The following is a 21716-nucleotide window of genomic DNA, read 5'->3' as shown; positions in this document are numbered from 1 at the left end:
ACTATACTGTGGTAAATCGAATAATAAATAACTCAAAACCTAAAAACTTATCAATGGTACCGGTTTTTATTTGATAATCTAAATCAATAAGTTCTGTCAATGCTTGTTGCATTTGAACTTCTGAAAAACGACTTACGTTTTCCTGAATTTTTTTCACCCGATACGGATGCATAGCCAGTATTCTAGCTACATCTTTTGCATTGTATCCGCGCATATGTGCAAGCTTTAATTGCAACATCACTTTGAGTTGCTGGCTCATTAAAGCGATAAATGCAATTGGATCATCACTCTGTTCTAAAAGTGTTTGGTAAAGATCAATCGATTTTGAGGCTTCCTTATTTACAATCGCCTCAATAAGTTCGAATACAGTTTTAGTTGTTATATCCTCAGTGGCATCCTCAACAATCTCTAAAGATATTGTTTGATCAGGATACATCAATTGATATTTTTTGATTTCACTAACCATAACCTGTAAATCAGCATCTGTACGACTGACAATACTCTCAATTGCTTCATGTTCATATGCTATGTTTTGTTTGTCTAACATATTCTTTAACCACTGTGAGGCTTGATTGCTGTTCAATTTATAAGCCTCAAATATATTGGAAGCCTTCTTTAAAACCTTAACGATTTTTTTTCGTTCATCCATTTTTTCATAATCAGCAATAATAACAAGGATTGTAGTATCTAGTGGGTTTTCTACATAGGCTTGTAACATATCAATATTATGTGGTAAATCCTTTTTACCATTTTGACCAGTTAGAAAGTACGGGTTATCAATAACTAACATTTTATAATCACTAAAAAAGGCTGGCACCTGAGCATCATATAGTGCTTCATCAAGCAGGGTCTCATTCATATCAAAATGAACAACATCAATTTGTGTTGTATCATCACTCATATACTTCTTTTTAATTCGCTTTAAACTATGTTCAATTATATAGCGTTCAGTTCCAATTATTGTGTAAATCATTTACTTCACCTTTAAAATAATTATAACAGTTAGCGCCGACGCTGTCAGCCAGAAATAACAATTTCATGCCAATTCCAAAACCAAAATGAATAATATCGAACAGCACCATGAACATCAGTACGATAAATTATATTATTAGCATCTAGCAGATGCTCAAGTGTATTCTGATGAGGATGTTTATAACGATTATTTCTACCGGCCGAAATATAGCTATACTGCGATTGAATATTACTTAGCAATGTATCCGAACTTGAAGTTTTACTACCGTGATGACCAACTTTTAAATGAGTTGCTGTTAACTGCGGATATAATCTCATTAATTCTTCTTCACCTTCAGCTTCTAAATCACCGGTAAATAACCAACTGGCATCACCAAGTTTTGTATAAATAACTAGAGACTTATTGTTTTCATCAAGGCTGGATGTAAAATCATTGGGCAGTAAAATTTGAAATAACTGCCTCCCAACAGCAATATTATCACCGCTTGAGGCGTATATTACCGGTATATGCCACTCTTCCAGATTTTGAGAAATAAATTTTTCTTGTAATGAAGCATCACTTTTGCTTAAAACAACTTGCCCAATAGAAATATTTTCTGCCAATTTGGCTGCTTCTCCCATATGGTCTTGATCAGCATGCGACAGAAATAAGGTATGAATTTTATTATGACCTAGAGCTTTTATTGTAGGAATAATTATTCGCTCTGCTAAAGAACTGCTGTTTAATTTTTGTGACCATGAAGCAGTGTTTCCATAACTGACTTTTCCGCCGGTGTCAATAACAACGGCGCCATCTACAAACGGGATACTCATAACAATACAATCACCCTGACCAATGTCCACAATGGTAATGCTGCCTAACGGATGCAAACAAGGCACCAAGAGAAGTCCAAGTAATAAAGCAATCACACAATTAACTCTTCTATGTCTCATTGACAGCAAAATAAAAACAACCAGTATTACCACCATTAATATGCACATATAGATAATAGGTAATCTACCAACTGTTATTATCAATTGTGGTAGCGTCGCTAATAAAATACTGAATTGTTCAAAAACGTAAATAAGTAAAGATAAGAATGGACTCAATATTGGTATACAAAAAGTAACAAAAACACTGGGAATAACAAAAATTGAAGCAAACGGAATAAAGATGAGATTATAAATAAAAGTAAGCATTGAAAATTCATAATAATGCCAAATAACTATTGGAACAGATACTATCTGAATAAGAAAACTACTAAATAATTGTCTTCCATAGCGCAACTGCGATACATATTTTTGCGAAAGAATAATTGCATAACTGATCATGAAAGAAAATTGAAATCCACTTTGCTCAAGCAATAGTGGATTTGTCAGACTCATTAATAAAAATATGCAATTACAAATACCAAAGCTAGTCACCCTTCTATTTTGCAAACTGAAAAATATACCGATAATTGCCATTAGACCAGCACGAACCACGGAAGCTGAAAATCCGGTTATATACATATAAAAAATCAAAAACCCTATAAGTAATATAGAAATGAGTTCTTGCGGTATCCATAATCTTGAAGCTAGTTTTCGCAACGAACGAATTAAGAATTGAATATGAAATCCAGATAAGGCAAACAAATGAATGACGCCTAAACTTTGCCATATGTTTGTATAGCTTTGTTCAATTGCTGCCATATCACCTAAAATGAAAGCACGCATATATGGTTGAATGTTTTCCGGGAAACTATCACGTATATATTGATAAATTAGTCCTTGTATAGAAAATGAGTTACCTAATATAGTAATATCATTAATATAAGCAATATAATAGATACCGTGAATGTTTAAATAATGTTGATAGTCAAATAAGCTAAAGTTATGTAACTGTTGTGGTAAGTCTAAATTACCGGTAAACCTTATCTTATTACCTACATGTAATTGCTCGCGCTGCAACTCGCGCTCACTTTCAGAACCAACTCTCAAATATACAACAATTGTTTCATTAAAATCATCAATTTTTAGTCGAAACTGAATACTATCACCATCTATTTTGGGTTCAGTAGCTATTACACCTTGCCATTCAGTGTTATTAATATTAAGTACACTCCCCTGAAAGCAATTATTTAAAAATAAACTCCCTAAAATAAGCATACAACCAATTATGAAATAATTAGAATGCTTATGATAATAACAATATCCTAATCCAAATAGCAAGAAAAAAACGGCAACATGGTTAAAATGCCAAATACATGCACCACAAATAACGCCTATAACAATATAGAATGCACTATTATGCCATAATTTATTCAACGGTGACATGATCACGTAATTTTTCAAAGGTTTTTGGACCAATACCACTAATATTCAATAGCTCATCAATTGATTCAAAGCGCTTATTTTGACGATATTCAACAATTAGCTGTGCCTTAGCCGGACCAACACCAGGTATTTTCTGTAATTCACTGCTGGATGCAGTGTTAATATTAATTTTTCTTGATTGAACAGTTACTTGGTTATTCGAATTTGTTGCTTTAGTATCTTTAGAATCACCTGTATTCGAAACACTATCAATTGATGTACTCGCCTGTACTAGATTACTGCTGCTATCGTTCTGAAACATTTGCCAGCAGCTCCCAATTATCACGAGCGCCACAACAGCAATAATTTGCCAACGTTCACGAGTTATTATTACCAGTTTTTCAAACATAAAAACCATCTCCCTCCTACACTTTATTTCGTAAGAAAGACATGGTTTTAATCAAAAATTATACTAAGAATTCAGAAACATCAACTTTTTCAGCATCGCCCCATAAACGTTCAATGCCATAATGTTCCCGTTGTTCACGAGAGAAAATGTGAATAATAACATCATCTACTTCAACAAGAATCCAGCCAGACTCCGGAACACCCTCAATTTTCTTGATAGTCATTCCTGCACGCTCAACCTGATCCTTCAATTCTGAAACAATTGCCTGAAGCTGCTTTTCATTATTAGCCTCACAAATAACAAAATAATCAGCGAAAGGAAACAACTTTGAAACATCAATAGCTTCAATATGCTTTCCCATCTTATTATCAATTGCTTCAACAACAATTTTTAGTTCATTCATATAATTAAACCTCCTGCTTAAATTTTAATAATGCTTGTTCTGAAAGCTCAGGAAATTGAACTCCCTTACTTAACAAATGTGCCTTAACACCGTTTAGTTCGGCAACCACTCCGGCGGAAAGACTGGTAAATGCCGCAGTCCGTGCGTCATTTACTCCCGGGAAATTTCTCCCAGGTTCAATATAATCAGCAACAAATAAACACTGAGCAACAGTATCCATCTCTGGATGTGCGGTAACATGATAACGAATCGCTGCTACGACTTGCGAATCAAAAATACCTAGTTCCTTTTGAACCAAATATGAACCAACAAAAGCATGCCATACCGGCTCATCATAAAGTGCCATTTCACTCGAAAAATGCTTCTCCATAATTAACTGCTCACGCTTTTTATCAATTTCTTTGGCATAATCATGTAGCAATGCCGCCAACTTACACTTCTCAACATCCAGATTATACTGAATTGCCAAACGCTCAGCTGTCTCCACAACACCTAAGACATGGATGAAACGATAATAACTCATATTCTGATAAACATGATAATGTAATCGCGTATAACAATACAAATGATTACAAATAATATAATCAAAAACTGCCTCCGGGACAACGTCCTTGCGGTATAGTTTGCCCGAACGAATATCACTGGAATTAATATTATCAACGGTATCTATATTTAACCAAAGAATTTCATACGGTGATTCCACGGCAAAGTCTTCCCGCGGAACACCTATAAAGTGAACAGCTGAAAGTAAATATTCAATATCATACCACTCTGATAAAATTGCAACATTATCACCGCCGATAATAAAGTAAAACTCAAAATCGGGATGCATCGCACTCAACTGACGAATTAAGTGAGCTGAATATGATATACCGGCTTGTTGCAACTCTAAATCACAAATATGAAAATCTTTATATGGTTGAATCGCCAGCTCAATCATCGTCAAACGATCGCTGACGCTCACCTCATCTTGATCAAATTCTTTATGCGGCGGAATGTTAGTGGGTACAAACCAAACTTCGCTCAGCTGAAACTGCTCTTTTGCCTGAACCGCAATAGCCAAATGTTTAGTATGAATCGGATTAAAAGTACCGCCAAGTAAACCAATCTTCTTTTTCATTGCCTGTATCACCTCATTATCTTGGTAAAACAATATCAGACTTCTTACTGAATCGGTAAAGAATAATCATGCTGCCAATGATTTGAACAACCTGGGCACGAAGATTTTCTGCTAATAATTCAGCAGTCTCCTTTTTGTCACCATCATAAGTTTGTAGTAAGTGAATTTTTACTAAACTATGCGCTTCAATATAACTATCCAGCGCACTCAGTAAATTTTCACTGATACCATCTTTTCCAATTTGGAATCCAGGCTTCAACTGATTAGCCAAACCCCGTAAATAATTTTTTTGTTTTCCAGTTAGCATTCTATTTGCTCCTTAATATATAAAAATAACTGTTTATCATCAAGTAAATCACGCTCTAACCACAACTCCTCGGCAGCAATTGCCTGCCAAATAAGCATTTCAAGGCCGTTTTTAGCCCGCTGCTGAGCCAAAGTTACCGTATAACGTAAATCATAATACCAGACAGACTGTGCTAATAAACGCATATTAACAGTATCTGCCGGTGTTGTTTGAAAGATTGCACTAAAGGTGTTTAACTTTTGATTTACTTCCGCAAGTGGAATATGCTGAAGCGTATTGTTCATTCTATTGTTACGATACGCAACAACAATATTTTCATCAGCAACGCCGCGCATAATTAGCGCATAGTACACCGCTTTTGCCGCACCACCGCTGCCGATGATTAGCACCTGACTTAAATCAGTTTCCGCAAACAACATTTTATCAATACCGATCCAATCAGTATTTGCACCGCATAATTGGCCGTTCTGCCAATAAACAGTGTTTATTGCCCCAATAGCCGCGGCAGCATCACTTAAACAATCAACATGAATCTGCTCTTTAAATGGAATAGTAATATTAGCCCCATTCAAACGTTGCAGTTGTTCACGAGCAGGTACCATAACTTGATCGTATAAATTATATTCATAACCATCAATACTAAGGCACTGCCATATAAGCTGATGAATTTTTGGTGATATTGATGCAACTATGTTATTTCCGAATAACCCAAATGATTTCACTTAAATCAACGCCTCTACCATATACACATCTACACCATCAGGAACATACACTGAAACATCAATATTTTTTGCATGAATTGTTGTCCAGCCAAGTCCAGAAACATAGATTGAAGTTTTATCATGATTTGTGCGTAATTCATAACGCTTACGATGATTAAAGTTTTCTGGTAAAGGTGACTGAATTGGTTGTAACAATTCTCCCTTATGTTGTTCATAAAATTCCTGACTCTTCTCTTGCTTGCCGCGATGAATTTTTATGGTATTGTTATAAAAAGTTGTAACACTTATTGGTTCCTCAGTAAAAATATCGAATTGAGCACAACTGCCAACATATAAACTTTGATTACTTTTAAGTTGAAAACCAACAGCCTTCAACTCTTTTTTAGGAATAATATACTTAAAATCAGTATACTCCAAATAATGTGTCAACTGACCTGGTTGAATAATACCAGGGGTATCAAATAAACTCGTATTATCATCCAGAGCAATCTCAATAAAATCTAAAGTAGTTCCGGGAAAATATGAAGTCGTAATCGGATCAGCAATTTGTTCACCATATGACTGCAACAAAGCATTTATAAACGTAGACTTACCAACATTTGTTGTTCCAACAATATAAACATTACGACCTTTTCGCAATCGATTAATTTCGTTGACGGCCTCATCAATACCATGCTTTTTTTCAGCACTAATCAATTGAACCCCGGCAACTTTAATACCAATAGCTTTTAAACGTCGACGAATCCAATGTTCAATTTTAACTGGCTTTAAAGACTGCGGTAATAAATCAACCTTATTAACTAAAACATGAATTGGGTTGCCATTTACATAACGTTCCAGACCATTAACCCAAGTCCCATTAAAATCAAGCGCATCAACTAAAGTAACAACAAGATTATCGGTTTCTCCAATTGTATGAAGCATTTTACGAAAGTCATTATCATCAATATCAACCTTAGTTAGCTTATTATAATGGCGAATCGAAAAACAACGCTTACAATATAATGGTTTTCCGGTATCTTTCATTTCCGGAATATATCCCCGGCTTTCCGGATCTGTACTTTGTAACAATACGCCACATCCATGACAATGTAATTGTTCCATCAAACGTCCTCCTTAGTTAACTTAGCTAAAATATTTTCAATAATCCGCATACAACGAATACCAAAAGGCTCTTTAGGATCAACCGGTTCAACCAAAATAGTTGTCAGTCCGGCACGATTGGCACCGAAAATATCTGTAGTAATCCGATCACCAATCATTATTGCTTCCTCAACCTCAATATCGTATTTATCCATCATTTCATAGAAAACATCTGGACTTGGCTTCCCGGAGCGATACCGGTAAGCCAAGTTATTAGGGTTCGCGAAATCAGCAACCCTTTGCTCACTCTTATTATTTGAAATTATAACAACTTCTAAACCTAATAGCTTTGTTTGGGCCAGCCAGTTACTTAATTGAAAATCAGTTTCTACTGCTCCATCAGCAACTAAAGTATTATCTAAATCAGTAAAAATATATTTAACGCCATCACTGCTTATTGTTTCAAGTGGTATCTGGTAAATTGATGGATACCGATAATCGGCACGAAAATTTCTAAACATAGATAATTCCTTTCAAAAATAGGATAAACCTCAAGCTGAAAAGCTGCGAGGTTTAGAAAAAATTATAATAATTGAAGTGTTTCTTTTAACATTAAAGTTGCATTTTTTGCTGCCTGATCTAAATAATCTTTAAAAGAAATGTGCGACTCAATTCCTGCAATATCACTAATTGAGCGAATAACCAAAAAAGGAATATCGAACTGATAGCAAACTTGTGCCACACTGCAAGCTTCCATTTCAACCGCAGCCGTTTTCGGAAACGCCTGCTTAATAACTTCAATCTGTTCTAGCTTAGCAATAAAACTATCACCCGTAGCAACAGTTCCGGCAACAAAAGCCAGATGACTATTCTCAAGTGCTTGAGTGGCCAAACTTAATAACTGACTATCATTTTCAAAAGTAACTGGCATTTGCGGAACCTGGCCATGTTCATAACCAAAAGCACGAACATCAACATCATGGTAGAAACATTCAGTAGCTAGTATGATATCACCAACATTCAACTCCTTGTCTGCACCACCAGCACTACCGGTATTAAATACATGAGTAATATCAAAGTGCGTGAGCAATAACGTTGTTGTTACCGCAGCATTAACTTTACCAATACCGCTTAAAGCAACAACAACATCGTGGTTGCTTAACTCACCTTGATAAAAAGTGCGGTCAGCAAACGTATAGGATTTATATTCACCTAAAGCTTCAAGAAAGTAAGTAATTTCTTCTTCCATTGCACCAATGATTCCAATAGCCATATAATTGCTCCTTAATTAGTCAATTGCTAAAATCTCAACTTCAATTTCTTTCTTATTTGGTAATACAACAGTTACTTTATCACCTTTGCGTTTACCGATTAGCGCTACCGCTATCGGTGAATCGCTTGAGATTTTACCCTCTAAAGGATTAGCTTCAGCACTACCAACGATTTTGTAAGTTTCCTTATTCCCTTTTGGCAATTCTTTAAAAGTAACTTTACAACCGAAAACAACTGCTCCGGTTTCTTCAACCGTTTCAATTATTTCAGCATTTTTCAGCATATTTTCAATTGCTGAAATACGTGATTCAACAGCAGCTTGCTCATCACGCGCTGCATCATATTCAGAGTTCTCTGATAAATCACCAAAACTACGAGCAATTTGAATTTTTTCAATGACTTCTTTACGGCGAACCGTTATTAAATTATCAAGCTCTTCCTCGAGCAACTTTTTACCTTCTAATGTCATTTGATATTTTTTGTTATCAACCACAAAAAACACTCCCTTTTAAAAATACATAACTATTATATTATACCTGATTTCACTCAGAAATGGTACTATTTATTTTTGTTACCAATAAATCAACAGCAACCATATTTTCGCCACCATCCGGAATGATTAAATCAGCAAATCGCTTTGACGGCTCAACGAATTGCATATGCATTGGCCGGACGGTTGTTTCATATTGTGTAACCACTGAATCTAATGAACGACCACGTTCATTCATATCGCGCAAAAGCCGTCTAATAAAGCGAATATCATGTTCAGTATCAACATATAATTTTATATCCATAAGTTCCCGCAGACCCTTATCTTCAAGAACCAAAATGCCCTCCAAAATAATAATTTCCACCGGTTCAATTATCTCACAGTCTTGACTCCGAGTATGTTCCTTAAAATCATAAATCGGTTTATTGATAGCTTTATTTTCCAACAATAACTTTAAATGTTCAATTAATAACCCATTATCCAAAGAAAAAGGATGATCATAGTTAGTTAACACCCGTTCTTCCATCGGCATATGAGATTGGTCCTTATAATAATCATCATGACGGATAATAATAGTACTTGATTTTGACCGCAATGAATCATAAATCTTCTCAGCAACAGTTGTCTTTCCGCTCGCGCTCCCGCCGGCAATTCCAATAATCAGTGGCTTATTCATACAATATACTCCTCGCTTATTTCACTTTCCGCATCATCATTTGCGGTAATACTTTAAATGGCAATGGCATGTAAATAATTTCTTGTGGATGTCTTGCGGCATCAACCGCCTCCATATCCTCATTAAAAATATCTCCAACTACAAAGTTCAGGTTATCCATATGCGGACCAAAGAACTCAATAGTATCACCTGGTTTGAAATAATTACGTTGTTCAAGCTTCAGCATTTGCTTTGTTTCATCGTATTCAAGTACAATACCGATAAACTCCTTAGTTGGGTGTTCATCACGATGGTTAAACAGCTGTTCTTGATGAGTTGGAACCCCTTCAAAAAAAGAAGGCGCGGTTTCACGGTTAGCACATTTTTTCAATTCTTCAATATAGTCATCAGATAACTCAAAATTATCCGGATCAGCACAATAAGCATCAATCACTTTTCGGTAAACACTGACAACCGTAGCGACATAATGAATCGACTTCATACGTCCTTCAATTTTTAAACTATCAATACCCATCTCAATCATTTGCGGAACAGATGTCAATAAATTTAAATCCATAGGACTCATTGTATATTGATTTTTATCAGTATTTAGTTTATTTAAATCACCACTGTCGGTTTCTTGTACTAAATCATACTCCCAGCGACAACTTTGACAACAACCACCACGATTCGAATCGCGGCTGGTCATATGATTACTTAAGGTACAACGACCAGAATACGCAATACACATTGCACCATGAATAAAGGTTTCAATCTCAACATCAACATGATCCAAAACTTGCTGGATTTCTTCCTTGGTCATTTCGCGGGCAAGAACCAGACGATCCATCCCTTGTTCCTTCCAAAACTCAGCGGCTTTCCAGTTGGTTAATGACTGCTGTGTACTCAAATGCAATTCTAATTTTGGTGCAGCAACCTTGCATGTCTCAATAATATATGGATCAGCAACAATTATTCCAGTTACCCCGGCATCTTCTAAGTCCTTTAAATAAGGTGCTAGATCATGCATATCACTATTATGAGCAAAAATATTAGTAGTGACATAAATTTTGGCATTATACTCATTGGCAAAACGAACACCTTCGGCAATTTCATCAATTGAGAAATTGTCGGCATTAGCACGCAAACCAAATTTCTGACCGCCAATGAATACTGCATCTGCCCCATACATAACGGCAATTTTGAGTTTCTCCAAATTGCCGGCCGGTGCCAGTAATTCCGGTTTTTTAGTAATAATTCTTTTGCCATCAATTATTTCTGATACAACACGTCGCATATCCTCGCTCCTCACTAGTAAATTGTCGGCTTATATAAAAAGCCTTTGTCAAGTGTTCGATAATCAGTTTGCAGCGCCAAAACTCGTGCAAACAAGTCTTTACGCATTTTCTTATAACTATCAATATCAGTTGCCAATAATTGTCTTGCCTCATTAAAAGCCTCAACAACTGCAACCATCTGTGCTTCAGTTTTCAACAATCCGTTTAATTGAATACTATCAATAGACTGCAATCCAATTAATTCATCAATAACGCAAATATCTTTAGCACTCATTATATGAGTCCCATTTGCATCTTCATAAATTGGATAATAATTGCTGCGCTCAGCATCATATAATGATAGCTTATCATCCGGGGCAGCTAACTGCTCTTCTTGCCCGTCATGATTATAATAATTTTGCAACAAAGTTCGTCGTGATTGGAACATACATAACGCTCCATATCCCTGAATTTCAATTTCACCATCAACATGATCTTTCATCTCGGCAATAGCATCTAAAGTTAATTCTTTGGCCAAAATGACTCGCTGAATACCACGTTCGAACCACATCTTAGCACTAAACCAGTTAGTAGCAGTTGTTTCGGTCGACCAAAACAACGGGATATCGCTTGCTAATTCATTACAAGTCATATAAACAGCCGGATCACCAAAAATAATTGCATCCGGTTTTACTTCCATTAAAACTTGAATATATGCTTTTAAATCATCTAACTGATGATTATGGATAATGCTATTAATTGCAACATAACATTTCTTTTGTGCTGCATGGGCTTGCTTGATTAGAGCTTGTATTTCGGCATAATTTTCTACGTAAATAGGTAGCCGCAAACCAAATTGCTGCTCGCCGATTATTACCGCATCAGCACCGGCATCAAAGTATATATTTATATTTGTTAAACTTGGTGGACTCAAAACGAGTTCTGTAGTCTTCATAATTTCTCCTTTTTAACAGTGAGGGCCAACCCGTCACCAGCAGCTAGTATTATTGTGTCATATCCTGGTAATTGTTCAAGCCATTGGCGATATTCTTTAGTTCGGCGAACAATGCGTTTTAAATTACGACTTTTTATTTCTGAAAGCTCTAATTCTATGTGACCGCGAATATTCATGTTATCAGTAAGAATTATGCCACCAGGACGAACAAACGGCTCAAAACGCTCAAAAAACGCCTTATTTTGCGCCTTAGCAGCATCTATAAACAAAAGATCAACCACTGCACCGGGATATTTCCAAGTAAAGGCATTATCATGATAAAAATGAATCCGGTCAGCATACTCGCTGCTGGAAATATTTCTGGCAGCAACCTCTGCTCTATGCTCATCTTTTTCAATAGTATAGACTTCCGCATCAGAATATTTAGCAAATAATAATGCCGAATAACCTATTGCGCTGCCTATTTCTAAAATTGTTTTTGGCTGCTGCTTATCAATTATTTGTTTAATTGTTGACCAAGAATCGGCTTCAATAATCGGTACATCATGTATCTTTGCATAATTAACAATATCCGGAAAATCCATAATCATCCTCCTATTGGCTTAAAATTCACAAAATTCGGCTTTACCGCAGACAAACCCTTGCTTTCGCGAAGAAAGAAGGGTTTATCGGTGTTTATATTAATCCTGGTTGCGATAGCAGCCAAGATACTTATCAACGTTCGCATCATGCTCTGCTTGTGTTGTAGCATAATAAACTGTATTATCAGTACAAATATCACCAATAAAATAATAGTAATCATTATCTTCAGGATATAAAGCTCCCTTAATTGCGCTTATTGCCGGACTGGCAATAGGCCCGGGAGGCAATCCGATAACTACATAAGTGTTATATGGTGAATCATTCTGTAATTCCTCTGTTGTATAATTAATATCATGTTTACCTAATGAATAACCGACAGTTACATCACTTCCTAGTGACATTCCAGCTTCGATACGGTTGTAGAATACACCAGCAACTTTTGGCCGGTCTTTATCTAAAATTGTTTCTTTTTCAACGATAGAAGCCATTGTCATCAATTCATTAATTGAATGTGATGAACTTTGCATATCAGCTTTTAATGGTTCTAACTGGGTTAACATATTATCTAGGCCTTGTTGAACAATCGTTTGAACTGTACTTGTTTTGTCAACAAAATAAGTATCTGGATACAAGTACCCTTCTAAAGGGTGCTTTATCTCTTCGTTGTAGATAGCATCAGTTAAAAACCAATAGTCACCCTGAATGCTTTTAATGAAATCAATATCATCAATTTGCTTTAATATTTCTTCCGGGGTAGCATCTAAAACCTGGCTGATTGATACAGCAATCTGGCTTAAGTCATTACCTTCAAATATTGTAAAACGCATCTGTTCTGAAAACTCACCATTTACAAATTTATTAATCATGTCATAAACTGACATACTTGGTGATAAATCATAATTACCAGCCTTGAAGTTATCTCCGGCACCGCCAAAACGGGTCGCAAATTTAAACGCTAAATCAGAACGGATTAATCCCGCCTCTACTAACTCAGCTGCAACATCGTCACCTTCGGCAATAGTAAATGAAACTGTCGTTTCATCACTAGATACTGGTTGAAATAGGTACCAAGCATAACCGCCTGCTCCTGCTCCAATCAAGGTGATAACCAGAACAATAATCAAAACGATTTTCCCGGTTTTACTTTTTTTATTTGTTTGTTTCTTTTGATTTCTTCGTCTACTCATAGGCACTCCTTTGACTACTTACGATTGCAATTATTATTGTTCTTCATCATTGTCGAATGCAGCAATCATTTCTTCAATCATATCCCATTCAGCATCAGTCTCAATAGCATCCAGACTGCCTTCATTACCGGCATTAGGGTCATAACTAGAAGCGAAAATTTCAACATTGCCATCTTCATCTTCTGATCCTACCGGGTAATAAATTACATAGCTTTTTTTTAATTCTTCTGACTCGAAAGTAAATAAAATCTCACATAAGGTTTCATTTCCATTTTCATCAACAATTGTAATATTTTGTGTATCCATAAATACAGCCTCCTATATAGATTGTAAATAGTTATCAAGAATCAGCGTAGCTGCCATTGTGTCGATAACTTTTTTTCTTTTTTTGCGTGAAGTATCGGCTTCAAGCAGAATTCGTTCTGCTTGAACCGTTGTCAATCGCTCATCCCAAAGGACCAGCGGAACATCAACAACTTTTGCCAGAGCTTCTTTAAAAGCCTTTGAACGCTCACCGGACGGACCTATTGAGCCATTCATATTTTTGGGCAATCCAATAACAATTCGTTCAACATCATGTTTCTTTACTAATGTAGCAATATGTTGAATCGCAGTTTTATATTGCTCACTTGGAAACCGAAATGTTTCAAGCGGCTGGGCACTAAAACCTAAAGGATCACTCATCGCAATACCAACAGTAACAGTGCCAACATCCAGGCCGATAACCCGCATTTGTGTTCCAACTCTCTATTTTGCTAAATAACTTTTCAATAATTCTTCGATAATTTCATCACGATTCAGCTTACGAATAAGATTTCGTGAATCTTTATAGCGTGGAATATATGCTGGATCACCCGAAAGCAAGTAACCGATAATTTGATTGACCGGATTGTACCCTTTTTCTAAAAGTGCATCATAAACTTGTGTAAGTGTTTCTTTGACAATTTCACTTTGGATACTGCCAACATCATATTTTCTTGTTTGATCGATTCCCATGTTTAACCCCTCCTATTTCAATTCTTCAAGATATGTATACAATGCATTAATTGCATCGTTAATTTTATTTGGATCCTTACCGCCGGCTTGGGCAAAGTCCGGTCGCCCGCCGCCATTACCACCACAAATAGTTGCCAATGTTTTAGCAATACTGCCGGCTTGAATGCCGCGATCGTTAAGATCTTTAGATACAGCAGTGATAATTACTACTTTTTCTTCAGTTGCTGCAAACAAAGCAATTACATATGAATCAAGTTTTTGCTTCAGTTGATCAGCAGCCTGTCTTAATCCGTTTGCATCTACACCGGTTAACTGTAAAGCTAATACCGGAATTTCATTAACCAAACTGACTTCATTTTCTAAACTTGAAAGCTTTTGATTTAATAATTGTGCTTCAAATGACTCAATTTTCTGTTGCATCAACTTTTGCTCAGCCAGTATTTCTTGAACATGCTGAACTAATGGTGTATGCGATTTCAGTTTTAAAACCTTACGAACTTCTGCTTCAGTAGTTTTATAACTACCAAGCAATTCATATGCACCTCTAGAAGTAACGGCTTCAATACGTCTGATTCCTGAGCCAATACCGGTCTCTGAAACAATCGTGAACAAACCAATTTCGGCAGTATTCTGTACATGAATTCCGCCACAAAGTTCAATACTTTCATCACCTGCTGAAACAACGCGTACAACATCGCCATATTTCTCACCGAACAAAGCCATTGCCCCACGTTCTTTTGCATCATCAATTGACATTGTTTCAATTGATACCGGCAACGCACGCCAAATCATATCATTTACAATTGCTTCTACCGTCTCGAGCTCTTCACTTGTCAAAGCCTGGAAATGACTAAAGTCAAATCTTAAACGATCCGGTGCAACTAAACTACCTGCTTGATTAGCATGTGTTCCCAAAACTTCTTTTAAAGCTTTATGCAGCAAATGTGTTCCGGTATGATTTCTAGTTATTGCCAAACGATTGTTACTATTTACAATCGCTTCAACTTGCATATTAACACTTAAAGTTCCAGTCTCAACTAAGACACGGTGTAGTGATTGACCATTAGGCGCTTTTTGAACATCAAGCACACTCGCTTGAAATTCATCAGCAACTAACACTCCGGTATCCGCAACCTGACCACCACTTTCAGCATAGAAAGGTGTCTGGTCCATAATAATCATCGCTTCGGCACCAGCTTGCACGATATCAACAAGTTCATCATCTTGTATCATAAAAATAACTTTCGCACGGCTTCTCGTAGATTGATAACCAAGAAATTCACTTGGCACTTTGAAATTGCGCAATACTTCTGACTGAACATGCATTGAATCTTGTTCACCACGTGCAGTACGTGCCCGCTCACGTTGAGCCTCCATGGCACTTTCAAAAGCTGTTAAATCAACTTCAATATTATACTCTTCAGCATATTCAACGGTTAATTCAATCGGAAAACCGTATGTATCATAAAGTTTAAAAGCATCTTCACCACTAAGCACAGTTACATTATCTGCCAGCAATTCTTTTAGCAGCTCCTCACCCTCATGCAAAGTTTCCAAGAACTTTTCTTCTTCTGCACGAATAACTTTTTGAATGAACTCCATATTCTCAGTAATGTACGGATAATAAGCATCCATAATTTCAGCAACTACTGGTGATAACTCATATAAAAATGCTTTCTGTAATCCTAATTTTCGTGCAAAACGAACGGCACGGCGGATCAAACGACGGATAACATAGCCGCGACCATCATTAGATGGCAAAGCTCCATCGGCAATTGCAAAAGTAACAGTACGAATATGATCAGCAATAATTTTCATGCTTTTATCGGTTTCAGCATCACTTAAATATTTTTTTCCTGATTGCTTTTCAATAGCAGCAATAATTGGCAAGAATAAATCTGTATCATAATTTGTAGCACCATCTTGGATAATCGAAACCATTCGTTCAAGACCCATACCGGTATCAATGTTCTTTGTTGGTAACTCTTGATATTCATCACGACTTAAACCTGCTTGAGCATTGTATTGAGAAAAAACAATATTATATACTTCTAAGTATCTTTCGTTTTCACCAGCAGGATTTAATTCTTCGATAGGTGTATCAAAGTTGTATGCTTCGCCACGGTCATAAAAAATCTCAGTACACGGTCCACAAGGCCCTTCGCCTACTTCCCAAAAGTTGTCCTCACAAGGAACAATCTGTGACTCATCTAATCCAATAACATCACGCCATAAAGTATAGGTATCTAAATCGCTCGGATAAACAGTTACATATAATTTATCTTTATCAAAACCTATCCAATCTGGACTAGTCAAAAATTCCCAGCCCCAAGTAACTGCCTCGGTCCGGAAATAATCACCAATTGAAAAATTCCCAAGCATCTCAAAGAAAGTTTGGTGACGCGCAGTAACACCAACATTTTCAACATCATTAGTACGTAATGATTTCTGAGCATTAACTATACGTTTTGAATCTGGCACTTCACTACCATCAAAATATTTTTTCAAGGCGGCGACACCGCTATTAATCCATAGTAAAGAAGGATCATTAACTGGAATTAATGATGCACTGGGTTCAATAGCATGGCCCTTTTCAGCGAAAAAATCGAGAAAAAGTTGTCGTATTTCTGCACTTGTTCGTTTCTTCATTCTGTATAGCTCCTAAATTAAAATATTGTATAAAATACTAACGTATATTATAGCATAAAAACATGTCTGTGAACACCTTTTTACCGAACAAACCATTTTTTTGGTCAAAACCGCTTTTAGTCAATTATACCAATACATTGCAGTAATAAAAGCGACAAAAAAACGACGAATTTCGATTCGTCGTTTTTTTCATGTTTATTTATCCGCAACTGTTAAATGATCATCAATTTCATTATCAAGTTCATTTTGATAACTAATCTCATTACGACTGGCATTCAAAAATGTAACTCTTTCTGCAATTACCTCAGTTACATAAATTCGTTTTCCTTCTTTGTCTTCATAATTACGGGTTTGCAATCGCCCTTTAACGCCTACCAAATGGCCTTTCTCACAATGCTCAACCGTTGACTTTGCAATACCAGACCAAAGTGTGCATGTCACAAAATCTGTCTCATACTCTCCCTTAATATTTTTAAAACTTCTAGAAACAGCTAAAGTAACATTCGTCACCATCTTCCCAGTCGTTGTTTCTTTTAACTCAGGATCATTTGCGATCCGACCAATAATTACAACATTATTAATCATATTTTTCTCATCTCCTTCTACGGAAATAATACCACTTTTTCACATTGTTTACAATTTAAAATTAATGTTTTAGTTATATTAAAGAAAAATATTTAATTTAATTAACTATTGTGTGAATTTTATGAAAAAAATCGCTTGAAAGACGATAAAACGACTCGAAATTACGCAATAAAACTAATTACTTTGGTTCAATAACTGAAATAGCCAGCTGAGCATTAGCAAAAAATGTTTTATGAGCCTCAATAACATCACTGATAGTAATATCTCGAATAATATCCGGCAATTCGAATAAAGAAACTCCCATAAAAGCATATTCAGCATAATCATTGGCAACAAACTCTAAAGAATTCAATGCCATTAAAAACTCACCAGTCATTCGCTTCTTAATTTGTTCCAATTGTTCAGCTTGTATATATGAACGATCAATAAAAGTTCGCTTTAACTCACTAATAAAATCATCAACCTTATTAGTATCGCCAGCAAAAAGAATATAACCGTATTGTTCTGTATAATTAACAAGCGTTCCAAAACTATTATTAATTACCTCATCAGCCATCATGCGCTCATATGCATCACTAGTGTTGCTGAAGGCAAGTTCACAGAGAAATTGAAGTGCAAAATCTTGCTTTAATCTTGCAATAGGATCTTGAATATCCTTAGTAATTTTGATTGCTGCCCGCACTTTTGACATTGCAACATCCATTTTTATCCGCTCAATTCGTTCCACAATCTCAGACGTATCAAAAACTGTATGTTGAACAATAGTCTGATTTTCATCAAATACCTTATCATTCTGATTTTTCTCGATAGTTGCCATCATTGTTTCTAACTCAAAATTTCCGGCAACAACTAATATCATATTACTTGGATGATAGAATGTATTATAACATGTATATAAATCTTCCTTTGTAATTGCGTGAACCGACTCTACACTGCCGGCAACATCTATGCCCGCCGGATGATTAGGGAAAAGCAACTTCATCATTTTCTGGTAAGAAACTGATGAAGGATTATCAGCATACATTTTTATTTCTTGCTCAATAATACCTTTTTCTTTTTCAACATTTTCATCAGTAAAATATGGATCCTGAACAAAGTTTAATAATGTTTCAATATTCTCATAAACAGCATCTGTTGCCGAGAATAAATAACAGGTCTCGTCTAGTGAAGTATAAGCATTGGCACTGGCTCCTCGTTGACTAAACTCTAAAAAGACATCACCATCTACTTGTTCAAACATTTTATGTTCCAGAAAATGTGCTACACCGTGCGGAACAGTAACCTCGTGTTCCCCGTTACGAGGCGTAAACTGAGAGTTTATCGCTCCGTAAGCAGTGGTAAAAGTAGCAAAAGTTTTATTAAATTCAGGCTTAGGTATTAAATATACCCGTAAGCCATTGCTCAACTTCTTAAAATAAACCGTTTCTTTTAATTGCGTGTATTCTAATCGCTCCATTACTGCACCTCACCTTCTGATGTTAAAATATATGTGGTATCAATTTGTACATGTTGCATTGCGCTGACTACATCGGCGCGGGTAACCCGGTCAAATGCTGCCAACCAGTCTTCCAATGAATAAATAGCTGGAAGACTCTCAATAGCATCTACCAATGTGCTCATACCGCCAACAGAATCAGCGGCTTCACGCAAATCATTAATCATTGAACGTTTGGTCATGCTTAAATCTTCATCACTAAATGTTCCATTCAACATATCTGTAATTTGTTCCCGAATAATTGCATCAGCCTTGGTTAAATTTTGCGCCTCAATTCCAGCATAAATAATTGCCATACCATTAGATCCATCATAATAACTGCTCGCATAGTATGCCAATGAAGCTTTTTCACGAACATTAGTAAATAGTTTTGAGTGTGGAAAGCCACCTAAAATACCAATAGCAACTTTCATCGCAAAGTACATTGAACTATTGGTAAATATATTTGTTCGTAATCCGATGTTCAGTTTACTCTGAGTAATATCCTGATGTTCAATTTCAGCTTTCACTTCGGAAATAATCTTCGGAAAGAATTCCATCTGGATTTTTTCCTTATGATTTTCTTGCACCGGAAAAATAGTCTTAAACATAGATTCAATCGGTAATTCCGCAAGATCCCCAATTATTGAAATTTTAATTTCATCTTCCGCTAGCATTTTTTTATAATACTGAAAAACATTTGCGGCAGTCAATTTTCCATAATCCTCTAGCACTCCATATGCGCGCACGATATATGGTTCATCAGCACACATAATATCATTTAAGCGTTGCAAACTATATTGAATTTTATCATTATATGTGGCCTTGATTGTTTCCTCAAGATTCCGTTTTTCAACTGTGAACTCATCATTTAAAAATCCACCATTTTCTTCTGCTGGTTGATAAATAACCTCATATAAAAACTGGATAATTGATTCAATTGTATAGCTTTCATCCGCAACATATGCCGGATTTAATACTGTCAATTGAATTGCAGTCTGATGCAAATCCCCTTTGCGGCTAATTGAGCTGGTCAGTCGCGCACCATAAAGAGTATCCAAATATTTTTGCAATGCCTTATTGCTCGGATATTTTTTGGTTGCCTTTTTTAGCAAAATTGTTGCCAGGCTACGGGCTGCAACTGAATCAGCTTTCAACTTATTTTTAAATTGGACAATAAATGTTAGTGTTTTAAATTTTTCAGTTTGAATTGTATTAATATTTAAACCTTGCCATTCTTGTTTGTTTACTATCATTCTGACGACTCCCTTCAGTACAAAGTCATTATATCACAATTTACCTTGGGGAAAGCGAGAAACGCAAAAAAGCCCAAGTACTGAATACTTGGACTTTTCTAAATATTTACGCTTCAATAACCGTACCATTATGCCCCTCAATTGCTTCTTTTGCTTTTTCAAGCGAAGTAATTAAGGCTTTGCGGCCAGCTTTGCTTGCCGCAAACTTCATACAAGCCTGCACTTTTGGTAACATGCTGCCAGGTGCAAATTGACCTTCGTCAACATATTTTTGTGCTTCTGTAATTGATAAATGACTTAAGTTTTCCTGATTTGGTTTATTAAAATTAATAGCAACTTGATCAACTGCTGTTAACACAATTAACATATCAGCATTTAAATCTTCCGCTAGCTTTTCGCTGGCAAAATCTTTATCAATAACAGCCGGACGGCCTTCAAACATACCGTTATCATTTTCAATAACCGGAACTCCGCCGCCACCACACGCAATAACCACAACACCATTATTAACTAAAGTTTTTATACTTTCAAGTTCAACAATTTTCTGTGGAATTGGTGAAGCAACAACCTGACGCCAACCACGTCCTGAATCTTCTTTCACCGTCATTCCTTGTTCACTCGCCAAAGCTTTCGCTTCGGCTTCACTATAGAATGGACCAATCGGCTTTGTTGGATTAGTAAAGCCGGCATCGTTTTTATCAACAACGATTTGGGTAATTAATGATACCACTGGTTTAGGCATTTTACGTTTTTTTAATTCATAATCCAATGCCTGTTGAATGTGATAACCAATTAACCCTTGACTCATTGCATCTGCAACATCCAATGGTAATTCCGGAGTCAGTTCACGACCAGCGTGGTTTTGGATAAGAATCCGTCCCACCTGCGGGCCATTGCCATGAGCAATAATAACTTCATGCCCAGCTTCAATGAGATTGGCAACATGAACGACCGTTTCCCGAATAACATTTAATTGATTTTCTGCTGTTGGTGCCGCACCATCTTCAAGTGCGTTACCGCCTAAAGCAACTACAATCTTCATAGTCTA

At 36.2% G+C, this 21716-nt stretch carries 24 protein-coding genes; all 24 read right to left on the bottom strand.

Translation table 11 applies throughout. The features are described 5' to 3' along the window. Position 1: 1 nt before the first annotated feature. The 24 genes from holA to arcC all read right to left on the bottom strand — a co-directional run bounded on the left by holA (position 2) and on the right by arcC (position 21710). Entirely contained in the window at positions 2 to 973 is a 972-nt protein-coding gene (gene holA / locus FEZ08_RS06175) for a DNA polymerase III subunit delta (protein ID WP_138190840.1), read from the bottom strand. A 44-nt stretch (positions 974 to 1017) separates the two neighbouring features. Then, positions 1018 to 3258, bottom strand: a complete 2241-nt coding sequence (locus tag FEZ08_RS06170; RefSeq protein WP_171014963.1) for a DNA internalization-related competence protein ComEC/Rec2 — start codon at positions 3256 to 3258, stop codon at positions 1018 to 1020. Next, positions 3251 to 3655, bottom strand: coding sequence for a ComEA family DNA-binding protein (locus FEZ08_RS06165; RefSeq protein ID WP_199288043.1), 405 nt, complete (start codon positions 3653 to 3655; stop codon positions 3251 to 3253). The genes FEZ08_RS06170 and FEZ08_RS06165 overlap by 8 nt, the downstream gene beginning before the upstream one ends. A gap of 58 nt (positions 3656 to 3713) precedes the next feature. Next, positions 3714 to 4058: a ribosome silencing factor gene (rsfS, locus tag FEZ08_RS06160; RefSeq protein ID WP_138190837.1), complete on the bottom strand. Its 345-nt coding sequence runs from the start codon at positions 4056 to 4058 to the stop codon at positions 3714 to 3716. Positions 4059 to 4062: 4 nt separating this feature from the next. Further along, positions 4063 to 5178, bottom strand: coding sequence for a nicotinate (nicotinamide) nucleotide adenylyltransferase (gene nadD / locus FEZ08_RS06155; protein ID WP_138190836.1), 1116 nt, complete (start codon positions 5176 to 5178; stop codon positions 4063 to 4065). Between the two features lie 16 nt (positions 5179 to 5194). Continuing rightward, complete coding sequence (yhbY, locus tag FEZ08_RS06150) at positions 5195 to 5485, bottom strand: ribosome assembly RNA-binding protein YhbY (protein ID WP_138190835.1); 291 nt, start codon at positions 5483 to 5485, stop codon at positions 5195 to 5197. Further along, a complete protein-coding gene (locus FEZ08_RS06145; RefSeq protein ID WP_138190834.1) occupies positions 5479 to 6207 on the bottom strand; it encodes a shikimate dehydrogenase family protein in 729 nt (242 codons plus the stop codon). Before FEZ08_RS06145 ends, yhbY begins: the two co-directional genes overlap by 7 nt. After that, entirely contained in the window at positions 6208 to 7311 is a 1104-nt protein-coding gene (gene yqeH / locus FEZ08_RS06140; protein WP_138190833.1) for a ribosome biogenesis GTPase YqeH, read from the bottom strand. After that, positions 7311 to 7811, bottom strand: coding sequence for a YqeG family HAD IIIA-type phosphatase (locus FEZ08_RS06135; protein ID WP_138190832.1), 501 nt, complete (start codon positions 7809 to 7811; stop codon positions 7311 to 7313). Before FEZ08_RS06135 ends, yqeH begins: the two co-directional genes overlap by 1 nt. A 62-nt stretch (positions 7812 to 7873) precedes the next feature. Continuing rightward, positions 7874 to 8563 (bottom strand): 5'-methylthioadenosine/adenosylhomocysteine nucleosidase, encoded by a 690-nt coding sequence (locus FEZ08_RS06130; protein ID WP_138190831.1) that lies wholly within the window; start codon positions 8561 to 8563, stop codon positions 7874 to 7876. Between the two features lie 15 nt (positions 8564 to 8578). Next, positions 8579 to 9055: a transcription elongation factor GreA gene (greA, locus tag FEZ08_RS06125; RefSeq protein WP_199288042.1), complete on the bottom strand. Its 477-nt coding sequence runs from the start codon at positions 9053 to 9055 to the stop codon at positions 8579 to 8581. 49 nt (positions 9056 to 9104) lie between these two features. Then, positions 9105 to 9728: a uridine kinase gene (gene udk, locus FEZ08_RS06120; RefSeq protein WP_138190830.1), complete on the bottom strand. Its 624-nt coding sequence runs from the start codon at positions 9726 to 9728 to the stop codon at positions 9105 to 9107. Positions 9729 to 9744: 16 nt separating this feature from the next. Next, positions 9745 to 11004, bottom strand: coding sequence for a peptidase U32 family protein (locus FEZ08_RS06115; protein WP_138190829.1), 1260 nt, complete (start codon positions 11002 to 11004; stop codon positions 9745 to 9747). A gap of 14 nt (positions 11005 to 11018) precedes the next feature. Continuing rightward, entirely contained in the window at positions 11019 to 11939 is a 921-nt protein-coding gene (locus tag FEZ08_RS06110; protein WP_138190828.1) for a peptidase U32 family protein, read from the bottom strand. Continuing rightward, a complete protein-coding gene (locus tag FEZ08_RS06105) occupies positions 11936 to 12523 on the bottom strand; it encodes an O-methyltransferase (RefSeq protein ID WP_171014962.1) in 588 nt (195 codons plus the stop codon). The genes FEZ08_RS06110 and FEZ08_RS06105 overlap by 4 nt, the downstream gene beginning before the upstream one ends. A 96-nt stretch (positions 12524 to 12619) precedes the next feature. Further along, positions 12620 to 13708 carry an endolytic transglycosylase MltG gene (gene mltG, locus FEZ08_RS06100; RefSeq protein WP_138190826.1) on the bottom strand — a complete coding sequence of 363 codons (1089 nt, stop codon included), beginning with the start codon at positions 13706 to 13708 and terminating at the stop codon, positions 12620 to 12622. A gap of 33 nt (positions 13709 to 13741) precedes the next feature. Next, positions 13742 to 14014, bottom strand: coding sequence for a DUF1292 domain-containing protein (locus FEZ08_RS06095; protein ID WP_138190825.1), 273 nt, complete (start codon positions 14012 to 14014; stop codon positions 13742 to 13744). A 12-nt stretch (positions 14015 to 14026) separates the two neighbouring features. Next, on the bottom strand, positions 14027 to 14440 hold the full coding sequence (ruvX, locus tag FEZ08_RS06090) for a Holliday junction resolvase RuvX (protein WP_138190824.1): 414 nt from the start codon (positions 14438 to 14440) through the stop codon (positions 14027 to 14029). A 15-nt stretch (positions 14441 to 14455) separates the two neighbouring features. Next, a complete protein-coding gene (locus tag FEZ08_RS06085) occupies positions 14456 to 14704 on the bottom strand; it encodes an IreB family regulatory phosphoprotein (protein ID WP_138190823.1) in 249 nt (82 codons plus the stop codon). A gap of 12 nt (positions 14705 to 14716) precedes the next feature. Beyond that, entirely contained in the window at positions 14717 to 17353 is a 2637-nt protein-coding gene (gene alaS, locus FEZ08_RS06080; protein WP_138190822.1) for an alanine--tRNA ligase, read from the bottom strand. Positions 17354 to 17548: 195 nt separating this feature from the next. Continuing rightward, positions 17549 to 17938: a single-stranded DNA-binding protein gene (locus FEZ08_RS06075; RefSeq protein ID WP_138190821.1), complete on the bottom strand. Its 390-nt coding sequence runs from the start codon at positions 17936 to 17938 to the stop codon at positions 17549 to 17551. 178 nt (positions 17939 to 18116) lie between these two features. Continuing rightward, positions 18117 to 19394, bottom strand: coding sequence for an EF-P 5-aminopentanol modification-associated protein YfmH (yfmH, locus tag FEZ08_RS06070; RefSeq protein WP_138190820.1), 1278 nt, complete (start codon positions 19392 to 19394; stop codon positions 18117 to 18119). After that, the gene (gene yfmF, locus FEZ08_RS06065; RefSeq protein ID WP_138190819.1) at positions 19394 to 20668 is read right to left on the bottom strand and encodes an EF-P 5-aminopentanol modification-associated protein YfmF; all 1275 of its coding nucleotides are present in this window, start codon (positions 20666 to 20668) and stop codon (positions 19394 to 19396) included. The genes yfmH and yfmF overlap by 1 nt, the downstream gene beginning before the upstream one ends. 106 nt (positions 20669 to 20774) lie before the next feature. After that, complete coding sequence (gene arcC / locus FEZ08_RS06060; RefSeq protein WP_138190818.1) at positions 20775 to 21710, bottom strand: carbamate kinase; 936 nt, start codon at positions 21708 to 21710, stop codon at positions 20775 to 20777. Between the last annotated feature and the right edge of the window lie 6 nt (positions 21711 to 21716).

It is taken from the genome of Culicoidibacter larvae, from assembly GCF_005771635.1.
Taxonomy (GTDB): domain Bacteria; phylum Bacillota_I; class Bacilli_A; order Culicoidibacterales; family Culicoidibacteraceae; genus Culicoidibacter; species Culicoidibacter larvae.
Note: the sequence above shows the minus strand (reverse complement) of the source record. Positions and strands in the feature narration are given on the sequence as shown.

What these genes read in the sequence shown, in the direction of transcription:
- holA (WP_138190840.1), bottom strand. Translation starts at nt 973, where the DNA reads ATGATTTACACAATAATTGGAACTGAACGCTATATAATTGAACATAGT.
- FEZ08_RS06165 (WP_199288043.1), bottom strand. Translation starts at nt 3,655, where the DNA reads ATGTTTGAAAAACTGGTAATAATAACTCGTGAACGTTGGCAAATTATT.
- rsfS (WP_138190837.1), bottom strand. Translation starts at nt 4,058, where the DNA reads ATGAATGAACTAAAAATTGTTGTTGAAGCAATTGATAATAAGATGGGA.
- nadD (WP_138190836.1), bottom strand. Translation starts at nt 5,178, where the DNA reads ATGAAAAAGAAGATTGGTTTACTTGGCGGTACTTTTAATCCGATTCAT.
- yhbY (WP_138190835.1), bottom strand. Translation starts at nt 5,485, where the DNA reads ATGCTAACTGGAAAACAAAAAAATTATTTACGGGGTTTGGCTAATCAG.
- yqeH (WP_138190833.1), bottom strand. Translation starts at nt 7,311, where the DNA reads ATGGAACAATTACATTGTCATGGATGTGGCGTATTGTTACAAAGTACA.
- FEZ08_RS06135 (WP_138190832.1), bottom strand. Translation starts at nt 7,811, where the DNA reads ATGTTTAGAAATTTTCGTGCCGATTATCGGTATCCATCAATTTACCAG.
- FEZ08_RS06130 (WP_138190831.1), bottom strand. Translation starts at nt 8,563, where the DNA reads ATGGCTATTGGAATCATTGGTGCAATGGAAGAAGAAATTACTTACTTT.
- udk (WP_138190830.1), bottom strand. Translation starts at nt 9,728, where the DNA reads ATGAATAAGCCACTGATTATTGGAATTGCCGGCGGGAGCGCGAGCGGA.
- FEZ08_RS06115 (WP_138190829.1), bottom strand. Translation starts at nt 11,004, where the DNA reads ATGCGACGTGTTGTATCAGAAATAATTGATGGCAAAAGAATTATTACT.
- FEZ08_RS06110 (WP_138190828.1), bottom strand. Translation starts at nt 11,939, where the DNA reads ATGAAGACTACAGAACTCGTTTTGAGTCCACCAAGTTTAACAAATATA.
- FEZ08_RS06105 (WP_171014962.1), bottom strand. Translation starts at nt 12,523, where the DNA reads ATGGATTTTCCGGATATTGTTAATTATGCAAAGATACATGATGTACCG.
- mltG (WP_138190826.1), bottom strand. Translation starts at nt 13,708, where the DNA reads ATGAGTAGACGAAGAAATCAAAAGAAACAAACAAATAAAAAAAGTAAA.
- FEZ08_RS06095 (WP_138190825.1), bottom strand. Translation starts at nt 14,014, where the DNA reads ATGGATACACAAAATATTACAATTGTTGATGAAAATGGAAATGAAACC.
- ruvX (WP_138190824.1), bottom strand. Translation starts at nt 14,440, where the DNA reads ATGCGGGTTATCGGCCTGGATGTTGGCACTGTTACTGTTGGTATTGCG.
- FEZ08_RS06085 (WP_138190823.1), bottom strand. Translation starts at nt 14,704, where the DNA reads ATGGGAATCGATCAAACAAGAAAATATGATGTTGGCAGTATCCAAAGT.
- alaS (WP_138190822.1), bottom strand. Translation starts at nt 17,353, where the DNA reads ATGAAGAAACGAACAAGTGCAGAAATACGACAACTTTTTCTCGATTTT.
- FEZ08_RS06075 (WP_138190821.1), bottom strand. Translation starts at nt 17,938, where the DNA reads ATGATTAATAATGTTGTAATTATTGGTCGGATCGCAAATGATCCTGAG.
- yfmH (WP_138190820.1), bottom strand. Translation starts at nt 19,394, where the DNA reads ATGGAGCGATTAGAATACACGCAATTAAAAGAAACGGTTTATTTTAAG.
- yfmF (WP_138190819.1), bottom strand. Translation starts at nt 20,668, where the DNA reads ATGATAGTAAACAAACAAGAATGGCAAGGTTTAAATATTAATACAATT.
- arcC (WP_138190818.1), bottom strand. Translation starts at nt 21,710, where the DNA reads ATGAAGATTGTAGTTGCTTTAGGCGGTAACGCACTTGAAGATGGTGCG.